This is a genomic window from Gordonia sp. UBA7599, assembly GCA_002477755.1.
GTDB lineage: Bacteria > Actinomycetota > Actinomycetes > Mycobacteriales > Mycobacteriaceae > Gordonia.
In genome coordinates, this window is the sequence record DLKD01000104.1 from 1 (window position 1) to 14,079 (window position 14,079).

The following is a 14,079-nucleotide window of genomic DNA, read 5'->3' on the forward strand; positions in this document are numbered from 1 at the left end:
CCGATATGCGAGAGTCCCCGTACCGCGGTGTGCGGTACGGGGACTGTCGTTGTTTCGGGGGTTTAGCCCAGCGAGAACGGACGTCCGTAGAAGTTCAACGTCTCCTGCGCGAACTCGGTCTCCACCAGTGCCCGCAGCCACGAACGGGCCTGGGCGTAACCAGCGCAACCACGCAACCCGATCTGAGAGTTCACGTAGCTCAACCGAGCCGACTTGGTCTCGGTGTAGGTCACATACGGATCATGGGCATCCGAACCGAAATCATCGGCGTACTCCACGTCGTTGATGAAGAACCCCTGCGCCTGGCCCGGACCCAACGTCAACGTACCGCTACCACCGACACCCACGTCACCCTCGTCAATGCCCCCGTCGCTCAGGCCCAAAAGGCCAGCGCCGCCACCCATGGTGCCGCCACCGAAGTTGACCTGGCAGCCCACGATGTAACCGGCCTGGATCTCGATCTTCTTGGGCTCCTTGGAGGAGGTCACCTTGTACTTACCCGACACCCACGCGTTGCGGTGCAACGGCGTGCCACCCATCGACGGGTTGATCGTGGCCCGCTCACCCGAACGCGACACCGTGATCACAGTGCCATCACCGAGCTTCTTGACCTGCTTCTGCGCGGGCAGAACCACCTTCACATCAGCCGACGCGGCCGGCGCCAACAGCACCGACGACACCGCCACCACCGAACCGGCGACCGCGGCCGCAACCGCTGCGCTCTTGAAACGTTTCGTCATAACTTCCTCAAATCTCGTATTCGTGTCGATGCTCAGCCGAGGGAGAACGGCTTGCCCCACAGGGTGACTTTTTGGTGGTTGTTACCGGAGGTCTCCACGGTCACGTAGCTGCGCGCCTGCGCATACCCACCGCAACCGGAGATCGCCATCGTCGAAGAGTTGTAACCGAAGTGGTAGGTACCCGGCTTCTCCATCTGCTTCTTGGCGACCAGCACATACAACACCCGACCCGGCGCCAACGGCAACGACACCGAACCCGAGATCGCATCGAACCCGAACCCACCGTTGAGCAACCCGAAGTCCATGCCCGCATCCAGATCACCGATATCGACCTGGCAACCGACCACATAAGCCACCGACAGCGTCGCCGCCGCACCAGCATTGGACGTGCCATTCGAACCCGGCATCGAATCCTCGCCCAGCGGACCATTATTCGGCCCCGACTCGCGCTCCTCGATACCCGGCGCAGCAACCTTCACCCGGCCCGACACCCACGCATTACGCGCAGCCGCATTCGCCGCCATCGACGACGAAATCCGAACCTTCTCGCCGTACTTGTAAATACTGAAACCATCACCCTTGGCCCGCCCATTCGGCAAACCAAAAGCAGTATCGGCGTTCGCCGTCGGCACCACGGCCAGCGCAGCCGCCGCAGCAACCGCGACCGCAGTGCCCGACGCCACGCGCCGAGCAACGGTTGTTAGCGTGCTCAAGATCAATCTCCTTCGTTTGCGCCGTGCGACTCGGTTGAGTCTGCGACTGCCGGAAACCCTAGGGACGATGTGTTTCGCCGATGTTAGATGGACTTTTCGATTGGTCTCCGATTGGCCGAGAACCGGCCTCAGGATCGTAAACGTGCAGGTCAAGACCTTGCATGGCTGTGATGTACGTCACAAAACTACCTGAGAAAAACCTTCACAGTCAGACCCAATGCACTGTGAGAACTCTCGCCGGACCCACGAAATCACCACCGTTTCGTCAACCCCACATCGATCGATGCGGGGTTGACGAAACCTTGTTGGCTGGAGCCGACCAACCCGATGCCGACCTATTCCAACGGTCGGCCTACCCCAGGGAGAACGGGCGGCCGTAGAAGCTCCGGTACTGCGTGGCCTTCTTCGTCTCCACGACGATGGTGGCGAACGAGCGCGCCTGGGCATACCCACCGCAGCCGCGCAGGCTCAGCTGCGAGTTGGTGTAGGTCAACGTCCCGCGCTTGGTCTTCTTGTACGTGATCTTCCGGTCGTGCTTCTCAGCACCGAAATCATCGGCCTTCTCCGCGTCGACCAAGTAGTACGCCTGCGCCTGACCGGGTCCGAGGGTCAGCGACCCGCCGACCTCAGCACCGTCGAACGCCACTCCCTCGTCGGCGCTGGCGATCCCGGCGCCGCCCTCTCCAGTCGCGCCACCGATGTTCACCTGGCACCCGACGAGGTAACCGGGACGGATCTCGAACTTCTTCGCCTCCTTCGAGAGCGTGACGGCGAACTTGCCGGAGACCCACGCGTTGCGGTGCAGCGGCGTGCCTCCCAGCGACGGGTTGACCGTCGCACGTTCACGGATGCGCTTGAAGGTCACCACGGTGCCGTCGCCCATGGTGGCGCTCTGCGTCTCCGAGGGCAGGTTGTAGTGCGTGTCCGCGTTTGCCGTGGCAGGTACGAGGAGGGCGCCGGCCGCGGCGGCCGCCGTGGCTACGACCAGCGCGACGGCCGGGGTGTGCTTGACAGGTGTATTCATCGTTTTCCTCATCTATAGGTCTGATCGTCGAATCGTCGGTGGTCAGCCGATGGAGAAGGGCTTGCCCCACAGCAGGATCTTCTGGTGGTCCTCGCCCGTGACCTCGACGGTGACGTACGACCGTGCCTGCGCGTATCCGCCGCAGCCCTGGATCTCCAGCTGGGCGTTGCGCCAGTCGAAGAAGTAGTCGCCCGGCTCTTCCAATTGCTTGTCCTCGAGCTGCGCGTAGACGATCCGACCCGGCGCCAGCGCAATGGAGAACTGACCGGCAGCACCGTCGAAACCGACGTCGGTGACGGCGCCCTCCAGCCCCAGCTTCACCTGTCCGATGTCCACCTGGCACCCGATGAGGTAGCCGACCGAGAGTGTCCCGGCGGCACCCGTCGTCGACGTGCCGTTGGATCCCGGTGATGCGTCCTCGCCTCGCGGCCCGTTGTTGGGACCCGCCTCCCGAGTGTCGATGCCGGGCGCCAAGACCTTGACCTTGCCCGACACCCATGCCGTCCGGCCTGCGCCGTTGGCCGCCAGCGACTGCGTGATGCGGACGCGCTCGCCGGTCTTGACGATCGTGACGCCGTCGCCGCGTGCCTTTCCATTGGGCAAGCCGAATCTGGCGTCGGCGTCGGCGGTGGGGACTGCTCCGGCCAGCGCCACCGCCGTCACCGTCAGCGGGGCTACCGCGGAACCGACGGCCAGGCGCCGTGCGGCACCGGTGAATGTGCTCATCTTTGTCTGTCTCCTTCGAAACGTTGCGTGCTCGGACTCACCCGGCCAATGCAGGCCGGGCTCGACGTCGCGCCGAACGTTACGGAGAAGAAATGGACAAAAGGAGGCCGCGCGGTGGCTCTGGATGAAGCGTCGAAATCAACTCAGCGAACGCCAAATGAACTAGCTGGAAAGACGCAAACCAGACATCACCCACGATGAACGACGACCGGTTGAAACCGCCACGCGTCCAACCGCTCGTCGTCGGGAAATCAGCTGCCGTACCCGCCGTAGCCGGTCGAGCCGGTGTCGAGCCAGTACAGAAGGTTCTGGAGGTAGTAGAAGATCTCCATGTCAGAACACCGTCCGGTTGTGTTGGGGGAGTTCGATACTGATCGGCATGCGCAGCTCGGAGATGTACCAGAGCACGAACTGGCGCAGGAACTCGTCGAACAGCCAGTAGGCGTTGTCCATCGGCGGTGCGACGGTGATGATGCCCGAGCGCAGCGCCACATACGGCGGCCAGCTGACCTCCAGCAACGGGCTCCACACCGGCTCGCGCGGAACGTGGATCCAATCAGCGATCTTGTCGCCGAGGATGTACCGGGTGAACGCCCCGAGGATTCCCTTGCTCAACAGCGTGAGGTCGAGTTGTTCGCCCAGGCGTAGCAGCTTGTCGGCCAGGAGCCGGCCTTCCCGGGTGGGTGCGAGCTTCGGTGTGAGCACCTGACGCTTCTGCAGGTTGGCCTGGTGCCACGAGTTGGGCATGTACTCGTCGGAGATCCCGAGCAGGTGGCCGCACAGCTGCCAGCTGTGCAGGTAGCCCTCGGATTCGGCCTTCGACGTCGGCACGCCCCACGCAACCATCTTCTGCATGATCGTCGTCGGCAGGCTGTGCCAGGTCACCAGCAGGTCGTCCTGGCTGATCGGGATGTAATCGTCGGGAATGTAGGGCGACTGCGGCAGCAGGTGGCGCACCGCCGCGTGGATCATCCTCGTCTTGACGCAGGTCACGACCATTTGACCGCTGGGTTGATAGGCGTCGACCGTCCCGATGTCGTAGCCGAGCTTGGCGGTCTTTGAGATGCGGTCCTTGAAGTGCTGCCCACCCTTGGAGTAGTAGACGGCCCGCGCCTCGTTGGGGATGACCGTGGACATCATGCCGCTGGCGAAGGCGTACAGCACCGAGATGAGCGTGCCCTGGCGCTTGACGTAGCTGAATCCGTCGGCCATCTTGCGCTCGTCTGCCCATTCGGGCAGTTCCTTGGCGTAGTAGATGAAGTCGCGCAACTCGTTCGGCAGACCCCTGGGGACTTCCTGGCCGTTGCGCACCCACGTCCGCAGTTCGCGATTGATGCGGTTCACGTTGTGGTGCTCGAGCACGTTGGCGATCACCGGATCGGCCTCGGGGTCCCAGCGCTTGTGCGGATCTCCCCCGTCACCGCGACCGGCCACCGACCCCTTCGGCGACCACGTCCACGGTGCGGCGGGCTTCTTCGGCTCGGCGATCGCCATCGGGCATCCGACCGACATCGCACCGACGGTGCCCGCCACCGCTCCCCCGACCTTCAGCGCATCGCGCCTGCTGACACTGTCCATCACCGGTAGAACTCCCTGGCTGTGAGAAGTTGGGCCTCAGATCGGGCCACGTCTGTTATCAGATCATTTCAGAATGCCTTCTGCCGCGGTTTCTGGCAAATTGCTGTGTGCCCGAAGCCGATCCGTTGCGACGTTGAGACCGATCCCCGTCAGCAGTAGCCGCGCGGCAGGCTATTGATGTTGCGACCCAGCCAGGTTCCGACGTGGTTCAGCGCGGAGGTGCCGCTGGTCATCGAGGTGCCAGCGCCAAACGTCACCATAGCGACCGCCGTCTGCGAGCCGTCTCGAAAGGTGATCAGTGCGATCTGGCGAACCACATAGCCGCCGACGACCCCCGGCCCCCAGCCGCCCTTGACCTCAGTGTGCGTCTTCAGCACGTCCGCACCCCACTGCTGGTTGCCATCGACCCGGCCCATCAGCTTCCGCACCCGATCACCGCCGGGCATGCAGGCCAGGCCCGCGGTGAACTGCGCGGCGCCGACCACGCTCCACGACGTCTGGCCGAAGATCGTGTACGGCGCCCGTTTCACGACCGCCGGCACCGTCGTCGTCGCATCCCCGCCCTCGCGGAGCACGCGCGTCACGGCGGCAGCGGCCTGCGCACCCGCCCCCAGCGAATCCCACAGCGCCTGCGCTGCGTTGTTGTCCGAATTGATGATCGCCGCGACGGTCTGGGGCATGGGCCCGCCGTGTTTGCGCTCCGCGGCGACGGCGAGGGGCACTTTGATCGTCGACCACGCCACCTGGGCGGGGCTGGTGTCACCGATCGCGATTGGGGCCGCCTTCACACCGACCGGCACGATCGCCACCGCGACCTTCTGGTTCAACCCCAGCGGCTCGAGCGCCTTGTTCAACTGCAGCGATGCCGCCCCCAGCTTCGCAGTCGCCGCGGCCACCGACGGCCCTGGCGCAGGTCGTTTCACCGACGGCGAGATTGCCGAGGGCGGTGCGTAAGCGCTCGACGACGGAGCACCCGGCTTCTCGTCGGTCGCACATCCCGACACCGTCAGCGCCACCACGAATCCGACCGCCACTAGCGGCGACAGGGACCGTTTCATGACCTCTAGTAGATATGCACGACCGCATCGTTGCCGCCGCGACACACCACAATCCCCTGTTCGGGCAGGCAGTTCATGGTGTAGCGCCGGCCGGTCACCGGACTGCTCGCGGTGATCCTGCGCGCCTGACCCTTCGGTCCCGCGGCGAGGTAGGCATCGCGGACCGCCGCCGCGAATTGGCAGGACGTGACGGGCGTACCGACGCCGACCGTCGTGTCGCACGGCGTCGACTCGGGCGGCGGCTCTGCGTTCGTCGTCGGATCGGCGGCCTCGGTCTGCGTGACCGTGACCGGAGCCGGGGCCGTCGTGGTCGTCGACAGTTTGCCGTCGGAGTTCCACAGGACCGCCGCGATCACGGCGCCTCCAATCAGCGCGATCGCGACGATGACGGCGGTGATGATCGTCGATGAGACGCCCCGGAGGCCCTCCCCCTGCGCCGGGTAGTCCGGTTGCGGCGCCGGGCCGGGCGGGTACGCGGGTCCGGTCAGGTAACCCACCGGGTGACCGGGTCCGACCGAGTAGTCGGCCGGGTAACCCGGTCCGCTCTGGTAGGCCGAGGGAGTCGGCGGATAGAACGGCGGTTGCGGGCTCGGCAGGGTTTGGGGACCGGTCGGCGCCGCCGGGTACTGCTGTGGCGACGGACCTGGAACGACGGCGACCGTCGTCGGGCTCCACGACGACGCTGTGCCGAGTGCTTCGCGAGCCGCCGCTGCGAACTCCCCTGCGGTGGCGTAGCGCTGCGCTGGGTCGCGGGCCAGCCCGCGCGCCAGCACCTCGTCGAAGCCGAGCGGCAGGCTGGGGTCGAGCGTGCTCGCCAGCGGAGGCGGGTCGAGCAGGGCAGCCTTGATCGCCGCCGCCTGCGTCGCGCCCGGGTGCGGCACCCGCCCGGTCAACGCCTCGAATGTGACGACGGCCAGCGCGTAGATATCGCTGGCGGGCGTTGCCTCCTGACCGTCGAAGACCTCCGGCGCGATGTAGGCGAGGGAACCGATAGCCGTGCCCAATTGCGTCAGGTGCGCCTGGTCGCCGGCGTCGCGGGCGATGCCGAAATCCACCAGGTAGGCGAAATCGGTGGGGGTGAGCAGGATGTTCTCCGGCTTCACGTCGCGGTGCACCAGCCCGGCCGCGTGTGCGGAGTCGAGGGCCTGCGCCACGTCGTCGACTATCGAGACCACCCGCGCGGGCGCAAGCTTGCCGGATCCGCGGATCGCCGCTCGCAGGTCCGAGCCCTCGACGATGCGCATGTCGAGGTAGAGCGTGCCATCGATCTCGCCGAAGTCGTGGATCGGGATGATGTGCGGATCACCCAGGCGCGCCACGGCCCGTGACTCGCGACGAAACCGCTCGGCATACACCTCGTCGCCGGCCAACGCCGTCGGCAACAGCTTCAGCGCGACCGTGCGGTCGTTCTTCGTATCGAAGGCCCGGTAGACCTCCCCCATGCCCCCGCGGCCCAGGAGCTCACCGAGGACGTAGCGACCGAACGTCGTGCCGGTGCGGTCTCCATCGGTCATGCCAGCAGCATACGACGGTGCACGGACGTACACCGGGCGCTAGTTGGAGCGCTGCGGATCCCAGCGGCCCATGCCGAGGAAGACGAGCACCAGCTGGCGCTTGGCCCGTGCAATCACCTCGTCCTCGACGGTCGCACCGCGGTACTCACCGTCGAGGAGATCGGCGACGGCGGTCAGCATGATCGTGACGATCAGGTCGGCGACGATCTCAAGGTCGTCGGGCAGCCACGCCGCCATGTCGGGGATGCGGGCGAGGTCGATCGCCAGTTCTTTGGAGAACAGGCGCAATTCGGTGTCGATGGCGCGGCGGATCTCGGGGACGCCGCCGTGCTGTTCGCGCACGAGGAACCGGAACTGGGCCTCGTTGGTCCGCACGTGATCGAGCAGGATTTCCAGCGAGTTCGTCGCCGTCGGCAGGGCGTTGCGGGCGGCCAGGTCGCGGCGGCCTTCGCGCAGCGTGCGACGCAGGACGCGCATCGAGTCCTCGACGAGCGTGACGCCGAGATCCTCCATCGAGGTGAAGTGGCGGTAGAAGGCGGTCGGAACGATCCCGGCGCCGCGCGCGACTTCACGCAGGCTCAACCCGGAGAAGCTCCGGTCGGCGACCAAGTCCATCGTCGTGTCCAGCAGCGCCTGACGCGTGCGGCCCTTCTTCTCCGCGCGGGACTCCGGTTCCCGGGGGGCGCGGCGCGATGAGCTGCGCGAACGGCCCGCTCGCGGGGTGTCGCGCTGGTCCTCTGCCGGTGTCACAGCGGTTGAGTCTACGGGGGTGATGACCGTCACCCTTCTTTCCCTTGACGAAATGGTGGCTACATATGGCACACTTTTCGGTGTACAGACGTTCACTGTAGCTCCGTCGCAAGCCACCAGCCCAATAGGAGGCAACACCAAATGAGCACCCGACTTTCAACCCTGGTGGGATCGGTCGTCCAGGCCGCCCTCACCCCGCACCCCGTCGACCGCTACCTCGAGCTGGTCGACCCGATGATCACCTGGCGCGATCTGCGCGCCGAGATCGTCGGCGTCCGCCGCACCGCCGACCGCACCGTCACCCTGACCCTGCGCCCCACCCGCCAGTGGAAGGGCCACGAGGCCGGACAGTTTGTGCAGCTCAGCACCGTTATCAACGGCGTTCGCCACAGCCGCTGCTTCTCCCCGGCCAACGCCGCCGGCGACAAGCACGACAACATCGAGCTGACGATCACCGCCCACGACGGCGGGTTCGTCTCGCGCCACTTGTTCGAGCATGCCCGCGAAGGCATGGTCGTCGGACTGGACCAGGCCGCCGGTGACTTCAAGCTCCCCGCCGACCCCGGCTCCGAGGTCGTTTTCATCAGCGGTGGATCGGGCATTACACCTGTACTCTCAATGCTGCGTACGCTCGTGGCTCAGAACTACCAGGGTGCGATGACGTTCGTTCACTACGCACGCTCTGCCGAGGACGTCGCGTACACGACCGAACTGCAGAACCTCGCCGCACTGAACCCGAACCTGGACCTGCGTCTGCACTACACCCGCGGGGCATCGCCGGACCACTTCACCGGCGAGCACATCGCCGACGTCGTGACCCCGGACGCGCAGTTCTTCCTGTGCGGCCCGTCGTCGCTGATGGACGCAGTCCGCAGCTACGCCGCCGACGCCGGCATCGACGATCGCCTCCACAGCGAGGCGTTCACGGTGACCGTCCCCGAGATCGATCCCAACGAGCCCGTCACCGGCTCGGTCGTCTTCACCGACTCCGGTGTGACCACCGAGAACGACGGACGCACCATCCTCGACCAGGCCGAGTCTGCAGGCCTGTCCCCCGAGAGCGGTTGCCGCATGGGCATCTGCTTCTCCTGCACCAAGGTCAAGAAGTCCGGTTGCACCCGCAACATCCTCACCGGCGAGACGGACTCCGAAGCCGACACCCACATCCAGCTCTGCGTCAACACCGCTGTTGGCGACGTCGAAATCGAGGTTTAGAACCATGGCAATCCAGATCAGCGACCTCTACGAGGCCAAGAAGAACAAGAAGACCGCCCCCATCAAGGAGGTCGACCTCACCCACGAGCAGGTGGAGCAGATCGGGCGCGAGCTCGAAGAACTGCGCGCCCGTGTCATGGCCGACGTCGGCGAGAGCGACCGCGAGTACATCTACAAGATCATCCGGGCCCAGCGCGGACTGGAGATCGGTGGACGCGCGCTGATGTACCTCGGCTGGTTCCCGCCGGCGTGGATCGTCGCGGTCGGCATGCTCGGTGCGTCGAAGATCCTCGACAACATGGAGATCGGCCACAACGTCATGCACGGCCAGTACGACTGGATGCGCGAGGACACCTACAACTCCCGCGAGTTCGAGTGGGACACCGTGTGCCCGGCCGACCAGTGGAAGCACAGCCACAACTACATGCACCACACCTACACCAACATCGTCGGTGAGGACCGCGACGTCGGCTACGGCATCCTGCGCATGTCCCGTGATCAGGACTGGAACCCCTACTACCTGGGCAACCTCGGCTACGCGACCGCACTCATGGTGCTGTTCGAGTGGGGCGTCATGCTGCACGACCTGGAGACTGAGCGGATCGTCGCCGGCGAGCGCAAGTGGTCCGACGTCAAGGGCCTGGTCAAGGGCATGTGGCGCAAGGCCAGCAAGCAGGTCCTCAAGGACTACATCATTTACCCTGCGCTGACCGGCCCGCTGTTCATCCCGACGCTGCTGGGCAACGTCTCAGCGAACCTGATCCGCAACCTGTGGACGTTCTCGATCATCTTCTGCGGCCACTTCCCCACCGGCGCGCAGACCTTCACCAAGGAGGAGACGGAGAACGAGACCCGCGGTGAGTGGTACATCCGCCAGATGCTCGGCTCGGCCAACATCGAGGGCGGCAACCTGTTCCACATCATGAGCGGCAACCTGTCCCACCAGATCGAGCACCACCTCTTCCCCGACGTGCCGGCCAACCGGTACCCGGAGATGAGCGAGGAGGTCCGCGCGATCTGCGAGCGCCACGGCCTGCCGTACAACACCGGCAACCTGCGAGGACAGCTCGGCTCGACCTGGAAGAAGATCGCCAAGCTGAGCCTGCCGAACTCGTGGACGCGCGACGACGACGACCTGGTCGTCAACATCGAGCGTGCCGCGGACGTCGAGGCGAAGGCCAAGGCCGCACAGGCCAGCTGACCGTCGCAAGGAACGAAGCGGGGGCCGGACGCCAAAGGCGTCCGGCCCCCGCTCCTTTTCCCCGACCGAGCCCCAATCCGCGCCGACCGAGCCTTCAATCCAACGGTAGGATCACTCCCATGAGCAGCGAGAACGCACCGAAGCGCCGCGAGATCGACTACGACCGGCTCGAGCGCAACAAGGACCTGGCTCAAGAGGCCGTGCAGTCGACGGCGAATCGCGTCGGACGGATCGCCACGATCATCACCGGCGCCGTCGCCGATGTGGCACGCGAGATCGGTGAGCTCATCACCGACGGATTCGAGATGCGCGAAGCCGCGAAGCAGGCGAAGCTAGACGCCGCCCGCCTGGACCGGATCGCAGCCGACCGCCTGGCCGACACCATCGAGCAAGCCGAGGTCGACGAGCTCGCCCTTGAAGCAGGCGACGCCGAGGTCGAGGTCGAGACCGACTAGAACCCAGCGACCGTGCGGTTACGTGCGGCGTGAATGTAATTCCGCAGTACGGCCGACCTGCGATTACCGTGGACAAGGTCTGTTTACTTGGAGGTATACCGCCATGGCTTTGCCCGAAGCGCTCAGCTTCCCCAATCCCGTCAATGACTACGCCGCCCGCGCGACGGCCGGTCTCGTCGTCGCACTCGCCGTCGTGTCGATCGTCGTCAACCAGTGGTGGCTGTACGCGATCGTGGCGATTGGCTTTGCCCTGCGTGTCGCCGGCGGACCGAAGTACTCGCCGTTCGGTCGACTGGCCGTGCACGTCATCGTGCCGAAGATCTGGAAGAAGGAGAAGCTGGTCCCGGGCCCGCCCAAGCGATTCGCCCAGACCGTCGGCCTCACTTTCGGCATTGTCGCGACCGTACTGTCGCTACTCGGCTTCGGGCTAGCCGCGCAGATCACCATCGGCCTGCTGGTCGTCGCAGCGTTCCTCGAGTTCGCCTTCGGCATCTGCCTGGGCTGCATCACCTTCGGCTATCTACAGCGGGTCGGCATCATCCCGGAGACCGTCTGCGAGGCGTGCAACAATCTCAACCTCGACCGCGGCGCGGCCACGCTCGCACAGTAGCGCGGGCTCGCTCGGCGGAGATTTGGGCTCGCTCGACGGAGATTTGGGCTCAGTCGAGGAGGTTGAGCGCAATACCGTCGAGGATGTCGTGCTCGGACACCACCAACTCGGTGACTCCGGACCGGCTCGACATCTGCCGCGACAACTCGTCGGTCACCAGCGCCCCCGCGCCGATCACATCGACCCGGCCCGGATGCATCACGCCCAGCGCCGCCCGCTGCTCGCGCGTCATTGCCACCAGATCCCAGCACACCCGGTGCAGGTCGGTTAGAGACGCCTGCGAGAGGTGAATCCGCGTCGGGTCGTACTCGTCCAAGCCGGCCACCAGCGCGGCCAGCGTCGTCATCGTGCCGGCTACGCCGACCCAAGTCCGCACGCCGGACACGTCGACGGCCTCGAACGCCGGCGCCAGGCGCTGCGCGATGAATTCCTGTGCCGCGGCGATCTCTTCGTCAGACGGCGGGTCACCGCGCAAACAACGCTCGGTGGTCCGGACACACCCAACATCGGCCGAATAGGCCGCACGCACGCCGGACGCATCACCGACGACCAGCTCCGTCGACCCGCCACCCAAGTCGGTCACGGCGAACGGCCCGAGTGCCGGATCCAAGTCGCCGACAGCCCCGCGGAACGACAGCCGGGCCTCCTCGTCGCCGCTGATCACCCGCGCCACCGCACCGGGCTCGACCGTGCTGAGCAACTCGGCGGTCATAGCGAAGAATTCGTCGCGGTTGCCGGCGTCGCGCGTCGCGGAGGTGGCCACCATGTCGACGCGCTCGACGCCGAGCTCGCGCATCGTCGACGCGTAGCGGGCCAGCGCGACGCGGGTGCGCTCGATCGCCTCATCGGCGAAGCACCCCGTCGCATCAACGCCCTGCCCCAGGCGCACGACCACCATCTCGCGGTGCAAATCGCGCAGTTTCGGACCGCCTGGTGCCTCGACACCGTCGGCGATCAGCAGACGGATCGAATTCGTCCCGCAGTCGACGGCGCCGACTCGTGTCAAAGCGCACCCCCGTCAACCCGGGTCACGACTCGTCTCCCGACGACGAGAAGGACGGCCAATCTGCCGGCAGCGCCGTGCCGCGCAACCCGTCGTCACAGGCCAAGGCAACCGCCTCGTCGCCGAGCGGGTTCACCCCGGGCCCCTTGGCCAGCGAGTGCGCGATCAGCACGTGCAGGCATTTCACCCGGTCGGGCATGCCGCCGCCGCTGAAATCGGTGCCCAACGATTCGATGGCGTCACGCTCGGCCAGGTAGCCCTCGTGCGCGCGACGGTAAGCCGCGGCCAACTCCTCGTCGTCGGCCAACCGCTGCGACATCTCCTTCATCACACCCGACGACTCCAGCCGACTCGCCGCCGACGTCAGCCGCGGATCGGTCAGGTAGTAGAGCGTTGGAAACGGGGTGCCGTCGGGCAGTCGCGGCGCGGTCTTCACGACGCCGGGCCGGCCGTCGGGCGAGCGGTAGCTGACTTCGAGGACCCCGCGCGGTTCACGCCCGAGTTGTTCTGCGACGACGGCCAGATCGGCCTGTGACACGGACACTGCGCCGGTCACTTCGCCGGGGGTGTCGCCACCGAGTCCCACAGATTGGCGTACCACGGGTTGGCGGCGCGCTCGGCGGCGCGACGGCGCTCCTGCTCGGCCCGCGCCCGACCGGGCACCTCCAGTACGAACGCGGTCTCCCCGGGACGGACGTACTGCAGGCGCGCACGTGCCTGTGCCTCGACATACGCCGGATCGCCCTGCTGGTTCACCTTGCGGGTCAGCTCAGCGTTCTCCCGCTCGATCGCGGAGTTGGCCGCGCGAACCTGGTCCAGCTCGGCGCGTTGGGTGAAGAAGGTGCGCAGCGGCATGGCGAGCGTCAGTGCGACAAAACCGAGCACGACGGCGAGCACGATCGCCCGCCGCGGATTGAGCCGGTGCCACCGTGCCGCGAGAGCACGTGCCGGCGCCCGCCCACGACGAGCAGTATCGACGCCGATGCGTCTCGGCGACGAGCGACGCGATGAATCGGCAACACCCGCGTCAACATCGTCGCCATCATCGTCGGCGCTGTCACCGTCGACGACGGCATCGATGACGACGGTCTCGCCGTCGTCGAATGCTGAATCGGGCAGCCCGTCGTCATCCATCAGATCGAGACTGGTGGTCCCGGTCAGCGATTCGGTGGGCAGGGGCGCCGGATTGCGACCGCGCCGCGACGCCGATCGCGACGCGGGCGGGTGGCTGCGCGACGAACGGGCGGACCGAGGTCGGCCCGCCCGTTCGTTTCTGCGCTCTGACATGCCTTCTAGCTAATCACGCCTGCGGCGTGAACCGCGGGAAGGCGAGGTCACCGGCGTAGCGTGCCGCATCGCCCAAACCCTCTTCGATGCGGAGCAGCTGGTTGTACTTCGCGACGCGCTCACTGCGCGCCGGTGCACCGGTCTTGATCTGGCCGCAGCCGCACGCGACGGCCAGGTCGGCGATGGTGGTGTCCTCGGTCTCGCC

15 protein-coding genes and 1 pseudogene are annotated in these 14,079 nt (G+C 66.3%); 4 read left to right on the forward strand and 12 right to left on the reverse strand.

Going from position 1 to position 14,079, the window contains the following annotated elements; all coding sequences use genetic code 11:
- Positions 1 to 62: 62 nt before the first annotated feature.
- From B4L26_RS11965 to B4L26_RS12000, 8 genes are all read right to left on the reverse strand, one after another.
- Positions 63 to 740, reverse strand: coding sequence for an MspA family porin (locus B4L26_RS11965; protein WP_290719101.1), 678 nt, complete (start codon positions 738 to 740; stop codon positions 63 to 65).
- 32 nt (positions 741 to 772) lie between these two features.
- Positions 773 to 1,453, reverse strand: coding sequence for an MspA family porin (locus tag B4L26_RS11970; RefSeq protein ID WP_290719102.1), 681 nt, complete (start codon positions 1,451 to 1,453; stop codon positions 773 to 775).
- Positions 1,454 to 1,805: 352 nt separating this feature from the next.
- Positions 1,806 to 2,477 (reverse strand): MspA family porin, encoded by a 672-nt coding sequence (locus B4L26_RS11975; RefSeq protein ID WP_290719103.1) that lies wholly within the window; start codon positions 2,475 to 2,477, stop codon positions 1,806 to 1,808.
- Positions 2,478 to 2,519: 42 nt separating this feature from the next.
- Positions 2,520 to 3,203: an MspA family porin gene (locus B4L26_RS11980; RefSeq protein WP_290719104.1), complete on the reverse strand. Its 684-nt coding sequence runs from the start codon at positions 3,201 to 3,203 to the stop codon at positions 2,520 to 2,522.
- 333 nt (positions 3,204 to 3,536) lie between these two features.
- Positions 3,537 to 4,781 carry an oxygenase MpaB family protein gene (locus tag B4L26_RS11985; RefSeq protein WP_290719114.1) on the reverse strand — a complete coding sequence of 415 codons (1,245 nt, stop codon included), beginning with the start codon at positions 4,779 to 4,781 and terminating at the stop codon, positions 3,537 to 3,539.
- 149 nt (positions 4,782 to 4,930) lie between these two features.
- Positions 4,931 to 5,839: a hypothetical protein gene (locus tag B4L26_RS11990; protein WP_290719105.1), complete on the reverse strand. Its 909-nt coding sequence runs from the start codon at positions 5,837 to 5,839 to the stop codon at positions 4,931 to 4,933.
- 5 nt (positions 5,840 to 5,844) lie between these two features.
- A complete protein-coding gene (locus B4L26_RS11995; protein ID WP_290719106.1) occupies positions 5,845 to 7,353 on the reverse strand; it encodes a serine/threonine-protein kinase in 1,509 nt (502 codons plus the stop codon).
- Between the two features lie 39 nt (positions 7,354 to 7,392).
- Positions 7,393 to 8,103 (reverse strand): TetR family transcriptional regulator, encoded by a 711-nt coding sequence (locus B4L26_RS12000; protein ID WP_290719107.1) that lies wholly within the window; start codon positions 8,101 to 8,103, stop codon positions 7,393 to 7,395.
- 141 nt (positions 8,104 to 8,244) lie between these two features.
- On the opposite strand from B4L26_RS12000, the gene B4L26_RS12005 reads away from it, so the two are divergent.
- The 4 genes from B4L26_RS12005 to B4L26_RS12020 all read left to right on the forward strand — a co-directional run bounded on the left by B4L26_RS12005 (position 8,245) and on the right by B4L26_RS12020 (position 11,584).
- On the forward strand, positions 8,245 to 9,318 hold the full coding sequence (locus B4L26_RS12005) for a ferredoxin reductase (RefSeq protein WP_290719108.1): 1,074 nt from the start codon (positions 8,245 to 8,247) through the stop codon (positions 9,316 to 9,318).
- Between the two features lie 4 nt (positions 9,319 to 9,322).
- Positions 9,323 to 10,519 (forward strand): fatty acid desaturase family protein, encoded by a 1,197-nt coding sequence (locus B4L26_RS12010; RefSeq protein ID WP_290719109.1) that lies wholly within the window; start codon positions 9,323 to 9,325, stop codon positions 10,517 to 10,519.
- Between the two features lie 119 nt (positions 10,520 to 10,638).
- Positions 10,639 to 10,974, forward strand: coding sequence for a hypothetical protein (locus tag B4L26_RS12015; protein ID WP_290719110.1), 336 nt, complete (start codon positions 10,639 to 10,641; stop codon positions 10,972 to 10,974).
- Between the two features lie 103 nt (positions 10,975 to 11,077).
- On the forward strand, positions 11,078 to 11,584 hold the full coding sequence (locus tag B4L26_RS12020) for a DUF4395 domain-containing protein (protein WP_290719111.1): 507 nt from the start codon (positions 11,078 to 11,080) through the stop codon (positions 11,582 to 11,584).
- Positions 11,585 to 11,633: 49 nt separating this feature from the next.
- Here the strand turns inward: B4L26_RS12020 and B4L26_RS12025 are convergent, their stop codons facing one another.
- The 4 genes and pseudogenes from B4L26_RS12025 to eno form a co-directional block, all read right to left on the reverse strand.
- Positions 11,634 to 12,590 carry a Ppx/GppA phosphatase family protein gene (locus B4L26_RS12025; protein WP_290719112.1) on the reverse strand — a complete coding sequence of 319 codons (957 nt, stop codon included), beginning with the start codon at positions 12,588 to 12,590 and terminating at the stop codon, positions 11,634 to 11,636.
- Positions 12,591 to 12,612: 22 nt separating this feature from the next.
- Positions 12,613 to 13,131, reverse strand: coding sequence for a DUF501 domain-containing protein (locus tag B4L26_RS12030; RefSeq protein WP_290719115.1), 519 nt, complete (start codon positions 13,129 to 13,131; stop codon positions 12,613 to 12,615).
- Positions 13,132 to 13,139: 8 nt separating this feature from the next.
- Complete coding sequence (locus B4L26_RS12035; RefSeq protein WP_290719113.1) at positions 13,140 to 13,721, reverse strand: FtsB family cell division protein; 582 nt, start codon at positions 13,719 to 13,721, stop codon at positions 13,140 to 13,142.
- A gap of 166 nt (positions 13,722 to 13,887) precedes the next feature.
- Positions 13,888 to 14,079 (reverse strand): annotated as a pseudogene (eno, locus tag B4L26_RS12040) (phosphopyruvate hydratase); the annotation flags it as partial.